The 14,503-nt window shown below is 43.1% G+C and carries 15 protein-coding genes; all 15 read right to left on the bottom strand.

The features are described 5' to 3' along the window. Position 1: 1 nt before the first annotated feature. Positions 2-679, bottom strand: a complete 678-nt coding sequence (locus AX662_RS04525) for an amino acid ABC transporter permease (RefSeq protein WP_002891585.1) — start codon at positions 677-679, stop codon at positions 2-4. Continuing rightward, positions 639-1,319: an amino acid ABC transporter permease gene (locus AX662_RS04520; RefSeq protein WP_003094028.1), complete on the bottom strand. Its 681-nt coding sequence runs from the start codon at positions 1,317-1,319 to the stop codon at positions 639-641. Before AX662_RS04520 ends, AX662_RS04525 begins: the two co-directional genes overlap by 41 nt. A gap of 425 nt (positions 1,320-1,744) precedes the next feature. Next, a complete protein-coding gene (locus AX662_RS04515) occupies positions 1,745-2,791 on the bottom strand; it encodes a D-alanine--D-alanine ligase (protein ID WP_060971737.1) in 1,047 nt (348 codons plus the stop codon). 137 nt (positions 2,792-2,928) lie between these two features. Then, positions 2,929-3,132, bottom strand: coding sequence for a copper chaperone CopZ (gene copZ, locus AX662_RS04510; RefSeq protein WP_002891592.1), 204 nt, complete (start codon positions 3,130-3,132; stop codon positions 2,929-2,931). Between the two features lie 73 nt (positions 3,133-3,205). Continuing rightward, complete coding sequence (locus tag AX662_RS04505; protein WP_060971736.1) at positions 3,206-5,434, bottom strand: heavy metal translocating P-type ATPase; 2,229 nt, start codon at positions 5,432-5,434, stop codon at positions 3,206-3,208. A 3-nt stretch (positions 5,435-5,437) separates the two neighbouring features. Continuing rightward, the gene (locus AX662_RS04500; protein ID WP_060971735.1) at positions 5,438-5,869 is read right to left on the bottom strand and encodes a CopY/TcrY family copper transport repressor; all 432 of its coding nucleotides are present in this window, start codon (positions 5,867-5,869) and stop codon (positions 5,438-5,440) included. 730 nt (positions 5,870-6,599) lie between these two features. After that, complete coding sequence (trpA, locus tag AX662_RS04495; protein WP_060971734.1) at positions 6,600-7,382, bottom strand: tryptophan synthase subunit alpha; 783 nt, start codon at positions 7,380-7,382, stop codon at positions 6,600-6,602. Between the two features lie 3 nt (positions 7,383-7,385). Then, on the bottom strand, positions 7,386-8,594 hold the full coding sequence (gene trpB / locus AX662_RS04490) for a tryptophan synthase subunit beta (RefSeq protein ID WP_060971733.1): 1,209 nt from the start codon (positions 8,592-8,594) through the stop codon (positions 7,386-7,388). Then, positions 8,591-9,172, bottom strand: coding sequence for a phosphoribosylanthranilate isomerase (locus AX662_RS04485; RefSeq protein WP_060971732.1), 582 nt, complete (start codon positions 9,170-9,172; stop codon positions 8,591-8,593). The genes trpB and AX662_RS04485 overlap by 4 nt, the downstream gene beginning before the upstream one ends. Beyond that, a complete protein-coding gene (trpC, locus tag AX662_RS04480) occupies positions 9,159-9,926 on the bottom strand; it encodes an indole-3-glycerol phosphate synthase TrpC (RefSeq protein WP_060971731.1) in 768 nt (255 codons plus the stop codon). Before trpC ends, AX662_RS04485 begins: the two co-directional genes overlap by 14 nt. Further along, on the bottom strand, positions 9,923-10,927 hold the full coding sequence (trpD, locus tag AX662_RS04475; protein WP_021146337.1) for an anthranilate phosphoribosyltransferase: 1,005 nt from the start codon (positions 10,925-10,927) through the stop codon (positions 9,923-9,925). Before trpD ends, trpC begins: the two co-directional genes overlap by 4 nt. Before the next feature lie 90 nt (positions 10,928-11,017). Next, positions 11,018-11,584, bottom strand: a complete 567-nt coding sequence (locus AX662_RS04470) for an aminodeoxychorismate/anthranilate synthase component II (protein ID WP_002951622.1) — start codon at positions 11,582-11,584, stop codon at positions 11,018-11,020. Continuing rightward, positions 11,581-12,936, bottom strand: a complete 1,356-nt coding sequence (gene trpE, locus AX662_RS04465) for an anthranilate synthase component I (RefSeq protein ID WP_060971730.1) — start codon at positions 12,934-12,936, stop codon at positions 11,581-11,583. The genes AX662_RS04470 and trpE overlap by 4 nt, the downstream gene beginning before the upstream one ends. A 76-nt stretch (positions 12,937-13,012) precedes the next feature. Then, positions 13,013-13,294 carry a chorismate mutase gene (locus AX662_RS04460; RefSeq protein WP_060971729.1) on the bottom strand — a complete coding sequence of 94 codons (282 nt, stop codon included), beginning with the start codon at positions 13,292-13,294 and terminating at the stop codon, positions 13,013-13,015. A gap of 589 nt (positions 13,295-13,883) precedes the next feature. Further along, positions 13,884-14,234 (bottom strand): PBECR3 domain-containing polyvalent protein, encoded by a 351-nt coding sequence (locus AX662_RS04455; RefSeq protein ID WP_060971728.1) that lies wholly within the window; start codon positions 14,232-14,234, stop codon positions 13,884-13,886. Between the last annotated feature and the right edge of the window lie 269 nt (positions 14,235-14,503).

Genomic DNA, 14,503 nt, shown 5'->3' with positions numbered 1-14,503 from the left:
CTTAATTCCTCCAACGATTTTCAAGATAAGTAGACAGCTTAGATACTGGGTAACAAATGGCAAAATAAAGAATCAAAATCGTGCCATAAATCCAGAAAGAAGCTGTTGGAATAGTCAGGCGGTTACTATCAATAATCTGCTGACCAACCTTGGTCACCTCTACTACGCCAATCAAAACCACCAAGGATGTGGTCTTAATCATACGTGTCACCAGGTTAATAGCCTGAGGCAACAAGCGACGCAAGACTTGTGGGATAATCACATAGGTATAGAGTTGGCCATTGGTCAAGCCAAGGGCCCTTCCGCTCTCAAACTGGTGTCTAGGTAGTGACGTGATTGACCCACGCACCAAATCACCCATCTCAGCCGTTCCCCATAGGGTAAAGACGATAATAGCCGATAGCTCGCCTGAGATATTGATGTTAAAATTCCTAGCCAGACCAAAATAAACAATGAAGAGCAAGACTAACTGGGGCATGATACGAATAAATTCCAGATAAATACGTGACAAAAAACGTACAATCTTAGATTTAGAAGTCATGACAATTCCAAAAAGGGTTCCTAATAAAAGGGACAGAAGCACCGAAACGATGGAAATCCCAATAGTTACGCCTAAACCTTGTAAGATACGTAGGAAATTATTCCCCTGAAGAAGAACCTGAAAGCCCGAATCCTGCATAGCGTAACCTCCTTTCAATCCAACTAAAGACTAGAGAAATCGGCAGCAACATCAAGAGATAAGCCACCACCAACATGCCTAGAGCCACATCGGTTTCGTAGTAAAGACCAATCAAATCCTTAGCCACATACATCAAATCCGCCAAGGCTACCGCTGAGAATACTGACGTTTCCTTGATAAGGAAAATAACGTTAGCACTAAATGACGGCAACGCCACAGCTACTGCCTGAGGAAGGACCACATAGCGAAAGACTTGGAACGGCGTCAAACCAATAGACAAGCCCACTTCATGTTGGGTCTGACTAACAGCCTCTAGACCACTTCGGAAGGACTCCGCCATATAGGAACCACCCAAGAAAATCAAACCTACCACAGCACAAGCCTCTGAGGATAGAACCAAACCTATACGAGGCAAGCCAAAGTAGAGAAAGAAGAGCTGAATTAAGAGCGGCGTATTACGAGATAGCTCAATATAAGCCGTCGAAAGCTGACTCAAAACCGGCACTCGATAATGACGAATAACACTCACCACCAAGCCCAAAAGGAAGGAACCAAAAATCCCCAGAACGGCAATATGTAAGGTTAAAAAGAATGCCTTCTGATAAAAGGGCAAATACTGTTGAACAATGGACCAGTCCAAAACTTACCTCCTCATTTAAGATACAAAGGGCGTAGAAAATTCCGTAAGCAAATAGGAAACTGACGGCGTGTGCGGGCACACTAGGAAGTTTATCTTTTGTCCTAGGAATTTAGCCTGTGTTCAATTCTACAAGATACAAAAGGCGTGTAAAATTCCGTGAGCATTCACTGCCATCTACTTCTAGCCCTTTGACCCTTCTCTCGCATTTGAAAAGCACAGCTTCACAAAACACGAATGAATTGCTCTATTTCATTTGAAACGTTAGATTTATTCTACCACCTGTTAGATTATTTGGATAATATGTATTTTTTATCAGCGTGATAAAGAAAAGATATAAATAAAATCTAGATTTCTGTAAAGAAAAAAACACCTCTGTCTCAGAGATTTCTCCAAAACTAAGATGTCTGTTTTATAAATCATAGTGCTTAAATCAAATGGCTTTCACGTTTTTCGAACATTTCTTGTCCCAAGGCTACCAATTCCTTGATAAGGTCTGAGTATGAAAGTCCCATATTTTCCCAAAGTAGTGGGTACATTGACCATTGAGTGAAACCTGGCATGGTATTGAGCTCGTTAAGGTAGATTGCTCCATCCTCTGTCAGGAAGAAATCACAGCGAGCAAGACCACAACCACCAAGAGCACGGAAGGCCTTGGCTGCATAGGCACGCATTTGCGTCATGACTTCTGCAGGCATGTGAGCTGGAATATCCATGGTAATCTTATTGTCAATGTATTTAGCTTGGTAATCATAGAAAGCCACGTCTTTGACCACTTCACCTGGATCTGTCGTTTTGACAGTTGTATTTCCAAGGATACCAACCTCGATTTCTCGGGCAACCACACCTTGCTCAATCAAGATACGACTATCATATTTGAGAGCCAGATCAATCGCTGCACGAAGCTCCGCTTCGTTTTCAGCTTTCGAAATCCCAACAGATGACCCCATGTTAGCAGGTTTTACGAAAACTGGGAAGGTCAATTTTTCAAGCGTCTCTGCTACTGCTGCTTCCAAATCTTCACCCTCGATGTAGACTGTGTAGGCAACCTGAGGGACACCTGCAACTTCAAGAATATGCTTGGTCATAATCTTGTCCATAGCCACACTTGATGACAAGACATTAGTACCCACGTATGGCAACTTGAGGGTTTCGAGGAAACCTTGGATAGATCCATCCTCACCCATAGGTCCATGGAGCACAGGGAATACGACAGCGCCTTCCTCATAAATATCGCTTGGTTTGATAGCCTGACTAGCCACAACTGTGTCATTAGTCATGAGCTTCTCATCATCACTTGGTGTTTCTGTAAATTCTTGTGTTTTGATAAAATCACCAGACTGAGTGATAAAGTAGGTTTTAACCTCAAATGCGCTGTAATCCACCGCCCGCATAACACTCTCAGCTGAGAGCACAGACACTTCACGTTCTGCTGAACGTCCACCGTAGAGAAGGATAAGGGTTTGTTTAGACATAGGTATACCGTTTTCTTTTCTTGATTTTCTAGTCTCAGTTTTGAGAACATAATTACCTTAATCATATCACAAAAGGAAGGGATTTTCAAAAGAATATAGACAGAAAAAAACAGCCTAATAGCTGTTTCATTCCTGTCTTAAATTTCGTCACCAAGCTCGAATTTAGTACCTTTAAGGGCACGTTTGAGAGACCATTTCCAAGGTTTCCCTTCGATAGTGACTTGTTTGTTTTCAAGGTCAACTTGAACCTTGTCTACGCCTTTGACAGCGGAGAGTTTTTCAGTAACGGTGTTAACACAGCCTTGACATTTCATTCCTGTGATGTTATATGTTTTTGTCATTTTTCTTTCTTCCTTTTCTTTAATTATTTTTTAGTACACAGCTTAAGTCGCAGAGGTCACAAGCAATCAATGCTTAGACTTTGCGACGTTTGAGGCGCAGAGCATTAAGGACGACCGAAACAGAGCTAAAGCTCATGGCAAGTCCTGCTATCATTGGGTCAAGAAGAGGACCTCCAAAGAGGTGGAGGACACCCATAGCTACTGGGATAGACAAGATATTGTAGATAAAGGCCCAAAAGAGGTTCTCTTTTATCGTTGTGATAGTCGCCTGACTAATTTTCAGAGCCTTAACGACATCCATGAGATTGGGTTTCATAAGGACCATATCAGCACTTTCCATAGCAATATCTGTTCCTGATCCCATGGCAATACCAATATCGGCAGTCGCAAGGGCTGGGGCATCATTGATACCATCACCAACCATGATGACTGATTTTCCTTCTGCCTGAAGGTCGCTAATCACCCTAGATTTCTCTTGCGGAAGCACTTGACTGATAACGCGTTTGATGCCAACTTTTTGAGCGATAGCTTGAGCTGTTTGGTCATTATCCCCAGTCAACATGATGACTTCCTTGCCCATTTGATGAAGAGCTGCCACCATATCTGCACTGTCTTCTTTAACCTGATCGGCTACACCAAAGAGTCCGATTAACTTACCATCTTCAGCTAGGAAAATAGGGGTTTGACCATCAGCCGTCAAGTATTGGAAATCAGCTTGTGCTGAAGTCAAGTCGACTTTTTCCTCTGTCATAAGGGTTTGATTCCCAGCTATATAAGTCTTACCAGCATAGCTGGCAGTAAGTCCTCGTCCAGTCAAACTTGAAAAGTTATCCATCTCTAACAAGTCCAAGTTAGCATTTTCTGCTGCCACAAGAATTGCTTGACCCAAGGGGTGCTCAGACTTGGCTTCCAAAGATGCCAAAAGCTGCAAGGCTGCTCCACTATTGCTATAAGTATAGCTAGAAACCAACTGAGGTTCCCCTTGAGTAATGGTTCCTGTCTTGTCAAAAACGAGGACATCAGCCTTGTGAGCTAGCTCAAGCACATCCCCACGCTTGTAGAGAATACCGTGTTCGGCACCAAGGCCTGTACCAACCATGATAGCTGTCGGTGTCGCAAGACCCAAAGCACATGGACAAGCAATAACCAAGACACTAACTGCTACTGTCATAGCGAAGGTAAAGGTTTGTCCCATGACAAAGTACCAAAAGAGACCTGAAACAAGTGCGATAGCCATGACAACAGGAACAAAGACCGCTGACACTTGATCGGCAATCTTGGCAATCGGTGCCTTGGTTTGTTGGGCATCCTCAACCAATTTAATGATTTGGGAAAGCAAGGTGTCCTTACCAATCTTTTCAGCCTCATAAATCAAGCTACCTTGACCATTAATAGAACCAGCAAACACTGGCTTACCAACAGATTTTTCAATAGGGAGAGACTCACCTGTTAGCATGCTCTCATCAATCGCAGAGCTACCTGAAATCACCTGACCATCCACGGCTATCTTTTCCCCAGGTTTGACCACAATATGGTCACCAAGAACAACCTTATCCACAGGAAGCTTGACTTCCTTACCATCCCGAAGGACGGTTGCCTCCTTGGCTGACAAGTGCATGAGTTTCTTGATAGCATCTGAAGTCCGACCTTTAGAGAGGGTTTCAAAATACTTACCTAGAGTAATCAAAGTCAAAATAACAGCCACTGACTCAAAATAAAGCTGGTGGGCGTGATGGGCATGCCCCAAAGAAATGTGATAAGTACCATAGAGACTATATAGAAAGGCCGCCGAAGTTGCCAAGGCTACCAAGGCATCCATGTTTGGGTGACCCTTGGCCAAGGTACGAAAACCATTACTATAGAAAGAACGGCCCAACCACATGACGGGCACTGTCAAAACCAGTAGCACCAAGGCATAAGTCAAGGCTGCATGGTGAGGAGACAAGAAGTTTGGCACAGGCAATCCGACCATTGGCCCCATAGCCAGATAAAAGAGAGGAATGGTGAAGACCGATGACCAAATGAGGCGCTCACGCACCTTGTGAATCTTGTCTTCTTCACGTTCTTCCTGGCTTTTGGCTGTGTCTGGATTGTAGACTTCAGCCTCATAGCCAGCGTCAGCCACAGCCTTTTCAATAGCTTCTGTACTAACCTTATCCCCAGCGTAATCCACAGACATTTTTTCAGTGGTTAGATTAACCACAGCCTTGTCCACACCATCCAACTTATTAACAGCATTTTCAACATTGGCTACACAGGATGCACAGGTCATCCCATTAACCACAAAGGTTTCTTTTGCCATTTCCTATATCACCTCCATATGATGCCCACAAGCACATTGACCAGGCACACAGTCACAAACCACCTGATCCACAGGTTCTTTTGCTGCAAGCAAGGCCTGTAACTTATCCACATCGGCTTGGGTCATCGGCGTCTTTGCCATGAGTTGACCCAACAAATCGCTATGTTTGGTCAAACAAATCTTATCAAAAACAGCTTCTAAAGCCTGAAAATTCGCCTCATCTTCCCCCAAGCTAGCTTGATAGATAAACCCTCGTCCTTGACGCTGACTGGTTAGATAACCCTTGTCCGCCAAACGTCCAATCAAGGTCTTTACTGTCGAAGCCGACCAGTCTAGCTTCTTAGCTAGAATCGCTATAATCTCTGAAGAAGTCGCCTGCCCTTTAGCCCAGAGCACTCGCATGACTTCCCATTCCGCAGATGAAATTGTCAGCATGATAGTTCCTTTCTGAATGCCATTGTTCGTTTACGTTTGTAGATTTATTTTAACACTATCGCGAAAGTGTGTCAAGAGTTTTTTGTCTACATTTGTAGATTTATTTTAAAAAAACAAACACCTCCTAAGAGGTGCCTCACTTTACTAAGATAAAATTGAGTTGACAAGGCTACGGCCAAAATCCCTGCCTTCAACATACAAAAATTTAAACATGCCAGGGTAAATAAAAGCCAAACAAATAATCATAAAGAGTATTGCTAGAGCTTTCTTGTGTGATACAAAGAATGAAAAAATATGATCAATCATGTTCAGTGATGCCCTCTCTTCCTTTCTTTTTAGTTATAAAATCATTCTATAGCTTCCAAAAAGAAAAAAATAGTGACATAAATGTCACTAAAAAGGCTTATTCATTCAATACGAGATTTAACCCTCAGCTTAAGCCCTTATAAAAATACAAGGCACCAACCACAAGGAAAATCAATGCATAGTGATTTTCTCCACGATAGAAAAATAGTAAGGCTCCTATTAAGAAACAGACACCTAGTATTACCCTTAATGATACTTTCATTTGTCTACCTTCTTTCTATAAGTAAGATGAAAATAAGAACAAGAGATAAATGTAATTGCCACTCCTCACTCATAGTATAATACTGGAAACTAAGAAAATCAAAATATCCCAAAGAATGATTTTGATGAAAAAACACTCCCCATTTCTGGAGAGCATCATCTTCTATTTTTCAAAATGTGAGCCGAATGTAACAAATTCAGCGACGTCTTCTTCCTTACCGTCGTGGAGGTCACGGACAATTTTTGATCCCACGATAACACCGTCTGATACGGCGTTAAAGCGTTTAATGTCTTCCTCTGTTGACACACCAAAACCTGTGAGAACTGGAATGTCTGCATGGGCAGTCAAGTTAGCCAAGTGTTTGTCAAGGTCATCACGGTAATTACCAGTCTTACCTGTGACACCATTGATGGCAACGGCGTAGATAAAGCCTTCTGCACCATCAATCAACTGTTTCTGACGGTCAAGTCCTGTAGTTAAGCTGACCAAAGGCACGAGAGCAATATCACTGTCTTTCAAATAAGGGGTGATAAAGTCAGCGTGTTCGTCTGGCAAATCAGGAATAATGAGCCCCTTAACAGATGTCTCAGCTAGGTCCTTAACAAAGGCTTCAATACCATATTGATAAACTGGGTTGATGTAGGTCATGATAACCAAAGGCACCTGTGTTTTTTGTTCTTGAAGCTTCTTGATAATAGCTGTCAAAGTCACGTCTTTAGCCAAACTACGTTGTCCTGCTAGTTCAATAACCGGACCATCTGCCACTGGGTCAGACCATGGAATACCGACTTCGATAGCTGAGACACCACTATTTTCCAAGAGAGCAATGGTCTCAAAGAGTCCGTCTAGGCCTTTAGCGTGGTCACCCGCCATGATATAAGGCACGAAAATACCGCGTTTACTGTCTTTGATAGCTTGTAGGTGTTTTGTTAGTGTTTTTGTCATGGTTTATTTCCCTTCTGCTTCAGCTTCGAAACGTTCTTTAACCTGCATAACGTCCTTGTCCCCACGACCTGAGAGGCAGACGATAAGGCTTTGGTCTGGCGACATCTTAGCTGCCACTTTTTGCGCAAGGGCAATGGCATGGCTAGACTCAAGAGCTGGGATAATTCCTTCCAAACGTGACAGAAGTTTGAAACCTTCTAGCGCTTCTTCATCTGTGATAGAATCGTAAGTCGCACGGCCGATTTCGTTGAAATAACAGTGCTCAGGACCAACCCCTGGGTAGTCCAGACCAGCTGAGATAGAGAAGGCTTCCATGATTTGTCCATGAGCATCTTGGAGGACATCCATAAGCGCTCCATGAAGGATACCTGGACGGCCTTTGGCAAAGGTTGCGGCATGTTTTTCAGTATCAAGCCCCAAACCAGAAGCCTCAGCACCATACATAGCTACTGATTTATCATTAACAAATGGGTAGAACATACCGATAGCATTTGAACCACCACCGATACATGCCATCACAGCATCAGGCAGTTTACCGCCAGAAATCTCTGCATATTGGCGTTTGGCTTCACGACCGATGACAGATTGGAAGTCACGGACAATTTCTGGGAATGGTGCAGGACCAAGGGCAGACCCCATGATGTAGTGAGTGTCATCAATACCTGCTACCCAAGCACGAAGAGCGGCATTTACGGCGTCCTTAAGCACGCGCGAACCATCTGTGACGCTAAATACCTTGGCACCAAGTAATTCCATACGGAAAACGTTAAGCGCCTGACGTTTAACATCTTCCTCACCCATATAGATAGTACAGTCCATGTCGAAAAGGGCTGCGGCTGTTGCTGTTGCAACACCGTGTTGACCTGCACCAGTTTCGGCGATGATTTTCTTCTTGCCCATACGTTTGGCAAGCAAGACTTGACCAAGGGCATTGTTAATCTTGTGGGCACCTGTGTGGTTAAGGTCCTCACGTTTAAGATAAATTTGTGCCCCACCAATATGATCAGTCAAACGTTTGGCGTGGTAAAGAGGCGTCTCACGGCCCACATAGTTTTTGAGGAGATCATCCAATTCCGCTTGGAAACTTGGATCTTCCTTGGCTTCACGATAGGCCTTGTCCAATTCAATAACGGCTGTCATCAGCGTTTCAGGAACGAACTGACCACCGAATTTTCCGAAAAATCCTTTTGCATCAGGTTGTTGATATGTCATGCTTTCACTCTTTCTATAAATGCTTTAATCTTATCTAAATCTTTGCGACCATCTGTCTCGACACCTGAGGACACATCTAAGGCATAGGGCTGAAAAGTTTCCTTGGCCTCTGCCACATTATCCACAGTCAAGCCACCAGCGATGAAATAATCCTGCTCAATCTGCTTGTCAGCCAAGAGTTGCCAGTCAAAGGTCTGACCACTGCCTGCAATAGGAGCATCAAAAAGAAGATAATCCGCCTGGCTCTTAACTTGAGAATCACTATCTGAAATCTGAATAGCTCGAATAACTGATACTGATATCTCTGGAATCAGAGTCTCATCAAAAGTTCCATGAATCTGAACGATATCTAAGGGAACCTGACTAATCGCTTCTTCCAGTTCTTCAAGACTTGGTGAAACAAAGACACCGACGATTTTTGTCTGCCCTATCACCCCTTTAGCCAGCTCGTGAGCTTGTTCAAGACTCACTTGACGCTTGCTCTTGGCGAACACAAAGCCAATGTAGTCAGCACCAGCTTCAACTGCAGTTGCTACCGCTTCTGGTGTCGATAGTCCACAAATTTTAACCTTTGTCAATTTGCAACTCCTTGACCTTTTCAGCCACATTTTCAGCTGTCATAAGGGCAGTTCCTACTAGAATCCCATTAAAATATGGGGCAACTAAGGCAGCATCCTGACCTGTAAAAATAGCCGACTCAGAAATATAAACAGGCTTGTCCTTGAAATGCGTTGATAACTCTAGACTGGTGTTAATATCTGTCTCAAAAGTGACCAAATTACGGTTGTTAACACCGATAATCTCTGCACCAATACGATGAGCCACTTCCAATTCTGGTAGGTTATGCGTCTCAACCAAGACTTCCAATCCAAGGCTAGTCGCAAAATCATAGAGCTCCTTGAGACGAGCTTCTGGCAAGGCCGCTACAATCAAGAGAATGACTGTCGCACCCGCATTACGGCTACGCACAATCTGTTTCTCATCAATAATGAAGTCCTTAGCCAAGGTTGGAATAGCCACCTGTGACGAAATTTCTTTCAAATAGGAAATATCACCCTTGAAGAAAACCTCATCCGTCAAAACAGAAATCATGGCTGCTCCATTTTCTTCATAGGTCTTGGCCTGAGCCACAATATCCACATCTAGGTTAATATCACCCATACTTGGACTAGCTTTTTTCACTTCAGAAATAATTTGCAGCTTGTTTTGATTTGACTTGAGAAACTCATAAAGACGATAGGTCTGACGCAAGGGCTGCAAGTCTTCCATGACCAACTGGGCCACTTCTTTTTCTTTTTGTTCTAAGATTGTTGGGAGAAAGGCTTTACTCATACTTGTACCTCTTGGAGTTGGTGAAGTTTCTCTAGGGCTGATCCGTCCGCAATCAGTTGGCGAGCAAGCTCAACGCCTTCTTTAATGGTCGCAACCTTACCATTGGCAAAGAAGCCGAGACCTGCATTAAGCACTGTTGTTTCAAGATAAGGACTGGCTTCGTTTTTCAAGACACTAAGGAGAATCTCTGCATTTTCCTTGGCATCGCCACCTGTGATATCAGACAACTCAACCTTCTCCATACCCAAATCTTCATAAGTGAAAGTGTGCTGGCTGATGTGACCATCTTCCAAAAGGGTGTAGGTGTTAGTGCCATAGAGAGCAGCTTCGTCCATATTGTCAGGACCTGTGATAATAACCGCACGTTTACGTCCCAACTGTTGGATAGCATTGGCAACAATCTCCTGCAATTCCACACGGTAGAGGCCCATAAGTTGTGTCTCAAGGTCAAGCGGATTAGCCAGTGGTCCGACCAAGTTCATAATCGTTGGAATCCCAAGAGCTTGGCGAGCTGGACCGATAAAACGCATGGCTGGGTGCATGGTTTGGGCAAAGATAAAGGCCAAACCAACCTCATCAAGTGCTTTAGATAGGGTTTCTGGTGACGCCGCAACGTTGATTCCAAGGGCTTCAAGGACATCTGCCGAACCAGATTTAGAGGAAATCGAACGATTACCAGCCTTGGCCATACGAATACCACCTGCTGCTAAGACAAAGCAAACCGTTGTTGAAATGTTGAAGCTATAAGACTGGTCCCCACCAGTTCCACAGTTACACATAGCATCTGTGAAGGTCTCAGGCAAGACCGTCGCATGCGATTTGAGAGCACGCACGATACCTGTAATTTCATCTGCTGTTTCTCCCTTAGTTTTAAGCCCCATAAGGAAGGCAGCGATTTGGCTTTCTGAGACTTCATTTTTGAGAATGCGGTCAAAGACTGCTTGGACTTGGTCTTGAGACAAGTCTTGTCGATTTGAGATTTGTAGGAATATTTCTTTCATATCTGTTTTCCTTTTAAAAACGGTTCAATGTTTTCTGATGCACGAGGAGATGTTTTGAGCCTAGACCAATCTAGTCAAAAGACTGTCTAACTAGTCTGCAACAATTTTCACGAAATTTTCAACCATCTTGAGCCCATCTGGACTTCCGATGCTTTCTGGGTGATATTGCAAACCATAAATTGGTAGCTCCTTATGTTGAATGGCCATGATTTCTTGATCATCAGTTGTGATAGCTGTCACATCAAAGCCCTCTGGCATTTGGTCAACAACGATGGAATGGTAACGCATGATTGGGACATCATTGTCAATATCCTTGAAAATTGGCGATGGCGTTTCAAAAGTAATATTGCTTTGTTTGCCATGCATGACATTCTTAGCCAAGCCAAGTTTACCACCAAAAGTTTCCGCAATAGCCTGATGCCCCAAGCAAATTCCCATCATCGGTTTTTTACCAGCGAAATCCTTAATCAAGGCTTCCATTTTACCCGCATCAGCTGGCCAACCTGGACCCGGTGAAAAGACTAGCCCGTCAGCTTTTTCTGCCTCTTCATAGAGCTTCTCATCATCGTTACGCAAGACCTTTACCTCTGTAAATGTCCCTAGGTATTGTGCCAAATTATAGGTAAAAGAATCATAGTTATCAACTAATAAAATCATTGGGCATCTCCTATTCTTGTCATAGCTTTCGCCTTGTTAATCGTTTCGTAAAATTCATTTTCAGGAACACTGTCATAGACAACACCTGCACCTGCCTGAACATAGGCTTTTTGATTTTTGAGAATCATAGTACGGATAGCAATGGCAAAGTCCATATCTCCTGTCGCAGACAGATAACCAATAGCTCCCGCATATATACCACGTTTTTCCTGCTCAAGCTCATAGATACGACGCATGGCACGAATCTTAGGCGCTCCCGACACGGTTCCAGCTGGTAGGGTTGATTTAAGAGCATCTAGTGCTGTCAATTCAGGCAAGAGTTGCCCTTTAACCACACTGGTAAGGTGCATCACATAGCGGAAATACTCAACCTCCATATACTTGGTCACCTTGACCGTACCATTTTTAGCAATCTTACCAATATCATTACGCCCCAAGTCAACCAACATACGGTGTTCCGCAGTTTCTTTAACATCATGTGAGAGTTCATCCGCCAAGGCAGCATCTTCAGCATCATTGGCACCACGAGGGCGAGTCCCAGCAATCGGATTGGTGACCACCTCTCCATTTTTTACTGAAACCAAGCTCTCTGGGCTAGCACCAATCACCTGATAATCTCCAAAATCATAGAAATAAAGGTAGTTTGATGGGTTGGTCACGCGCAAGTTACGGTAGTAATCCAAAGGATCTCCCTCAAAGTCCGCTGAAAAGCGTTGGCTAAGCACACATTGGAACATATCTCCCTCACGAATGAGTTTCTTAGCCTTAGCCACCATATCCATGAAGACCTCTTTTTCGATATGATTTGAAAATTGCAAGGCTTGCAAGGCCTGAGGTGTAAACTCGTTTGGCGCCTGAGTCTGTAGGTCCGTTACCACCTGCCCCAGAGCTTGACGCACCGCATCGTTGTCACGACCAGAATAGATATTATCCTCAACCACATAAACCTTTTCCTTCTTGTGGTCAAAAATCAAATAAGACTCGTAGATGAAGAAATGCATATCAGGTGTTCCAATCGTATCTTCAGGAATCTCACCGATATTTTCATAGAGACCAATCATATCATAGCCTGCAAACCCGATAGCACCGCCTGCAAAAGGTAGGTCAGACTTGATACCCTTGACTGTTACTTGGTCCAAGTATTCGAAAGGATCGTAATCAATCGCCTTACCATTTTCATAAAGCACACCATCCTTGAAGGTTACTTCAAAGACCGGATTGTAGGCAACAATGGAAAAACGCGCATTTTCTTTCTCACGAGGAATGGATTCAAGGATAACCTTGTGTTCCCCCTGAACACGCATATAAGCCAAGATTGGTGTTAAGGTATCGGCTGGTAAAATTTTTCTCATAGTATTTCCTTTCAAACTGGTTTATCGAGAGTAATAAGACTGATACAAGACTCCTTTATAGGATGTATCGGCACCATTATTGTTCTTTGTTCACTTTCTCTTCCAAAGCAATAAATGCTTGAATCATGCTTCGCCAAACACTTTCAGCCACATCTGGCGATAAGCCAAGCTCTAGTACCTCCTTGCGACGGTTAGCTATGACTTGAGCAACACGATCACTAGCCTGGACAGCAACCTTGTCTCCCTTGGGCTTCAGCCGCCCTGCCTTTTCCACAAGTATTTGACGTTGGGCCAGTAGTCGAATTAACTGACTATCAATATTATCAATATCACTTCGAATATCGTTTAATGCATCCATAATACCCAACCTTTCATTGAATAATGAAATAATACTTCTTTAAGGTAAATAGACCTTTAAAGATAAAAGTAAATAAAAAACCTCACAGAGAAAAACTCTGTGAGGGCATTAAATCTAGTTTAACACGGTACCACCTCAGTTAATGGTCTCAAAAAAACGACCATCATCTCTATCTCCTCTAACAAGGAGTTGCACGGTAAGGGGTGCCAACCGAGAAGAATATGTGTTACCTTCTCATTATCATCCAATCAGCCCAATGTTCGCTCATCTCGATTACCTACTCACAATCACCGCAGGCTCCCTGAAAATCTAAGACCAGTTACTTTCTGATTTACTAACTATTGTACTCCTTTTTAAAAAGATGTCAAGAATTTTCTGTTAATTTTGACAATTCTTTTCCTATAAGATTCGTCTATAGCTAATCCATAGAGTGAGATAGTCTTGTCACGTCACTTTACAAAAAAAGCCCCCGAAAGGGACTTCTTGGGTTGATAAACAACGGCAGGGTGACAGTCCTGCATCTCTTTCAGACCCGAAGGTGCGGCGGCTGCCTCTTCCGCCCTCGTTGTTATTTCTTATCTATATTATATCATATTTTCTTGGCTCTACCAGCATTTAGATAATTTTTCAGCTTAGAATCTTTAATCACAAACATGGTACGGACATTAAGTTTATCACATAATCTGACCGCTACCAAAACATTACCATCAATACGTTTGATGTATTCCAAGGACTGGCCATTAGGATGGTGCCCAATATAGTCCGGATGAGCAATAATCTCTGGAATCCGTTCATAGGTAGCATCAAAATCACTGAATTCCTGGCGATGTTTTTCCATATGCTTCTTACGTTGTGCAGACAGTGTGATTTCTTCACCAGGCTTGTAGTCCAAATCAAAAGTTTTAATGACTTTTGGCGTCAAGTGACCTACTATTTTCATGCTTCTATTGTACCACACCTCATACACATCAAGGCTTTTCCTACTGTTCAGCTATCAAAAAACTCAAGCCTGTTACCAAGCTCGAGTTTTGCTGGCTCTATAATTTCTGTAGTGGGTAAAACCACTGTAGAGATTATGGAGCTTTTTCAATGTACACAAAAAGTCCCATAAGAACTATAATGAAAAGCGACCAAACCATCATTAGGAAGAACTCATGAGACTTATTAAGAATACCACAGAATTAATCGGAATTAAAGACCCTAACATCA

The organism is Streptococcus sp. CCH5-D3 (assembly GCF_001556435.1).
Taxonomy (GTDB): domain Bacteria; phylum Bacillota; class Bacilli; order Lactobacillales; family Streptococcaceae; genus Streptococcus.
This window is presented reverse-complemented; position numbering and strand designations above follow the sequence as displayed.

Bases quoted from the DNA above. Each gene is read 5' to 3' on its own strand.
- trpB (WP_060971733.1), bottom strand. From the start codon at position 8,594: ATGACATATCAACAACCTGATGCAAAAGGATTTTTCGGAAAATTCGGT.
- AX662_RS04515 (WP_060971737.1), bottom strand. From the start codon at position 2,791: ATGTCTAAACAAACCCTTATCCTTCTCTACGGTGGACGTTCAGCAGAA.
- AX662_RS04455 (WP_060971728.1), bottom strand. From the start codon at position 14,234: ATGAAAATAGTAGGTCACTTGACGCCAAAAGTCATTAAAACTTTTGAT.
- AX662_RS04460 (WP_060971729.1), bottom strand. From the start codon at position 13,294: ATGGATGCATTAAACGATATTCGAAGTGATATTGATAATATTGATAGT.
- trpC (WP_060971731.1), bottom strand. From the start codon at position 9,926: ATGAGTAAAGCCTTTCTCCCAACAATCTTAGAACAAAAAGAAAAAGAA.
- trpD (WP_021146337.1), bottom strand. From the start codon at position 10,927: ATGAAAGAAATATTCCTACAAATCTCAAATCGACAAGACTTGTCTCAA.
- copZ (WP_002891592.1), bottom strand. From the start codon at position 3,132: ATGACAAAAACATATAACATCACAGGAATGAAATGTCAAGGCTGTGTT.
- trpA (WP_060971734.1), bottom strand. From the start codon at position 7,382: ATGACAAAAACACTAACAAAACACCTACAAGCTATCAAAGACAGTAAA.
- AX662_RS04500 (WP_060971735.1), bottom strand. From the start codon at position 5,869: ATGCTGACAATTTCATCTGCGGAATGGGAAGTCATGCGAGTGCTCTGG.
- AX662_RS04525 (WP_002891585.1), bottom strand. From the start codon at position 679: ATGCAGGATTCGGGCTTTCAGGTTCTTCTTCAGGGGAATAATTTCCTA.
- AX662_RS04505 (WP_060971736.1), bottom strand. From the start codon at position 5,434: ATGGCAAAAGAAACCTTTGTGGTTAATGGGATGACCTGTGCATCCTGT.
- AX662_RS04470 (WP_002951622.1), bottom strand. From the start codon at position 11,584: ATGATTTTATTAGTTGATAACTATGATTCTTTTACCTATAATTTGGCA.
- trpE (WP_060971730.1), bottom strand. From the start codon at position 12,936: ATGAGAAAAATTTTACCAGCCGATACCTTAACACCAATCTTGGCTTAT.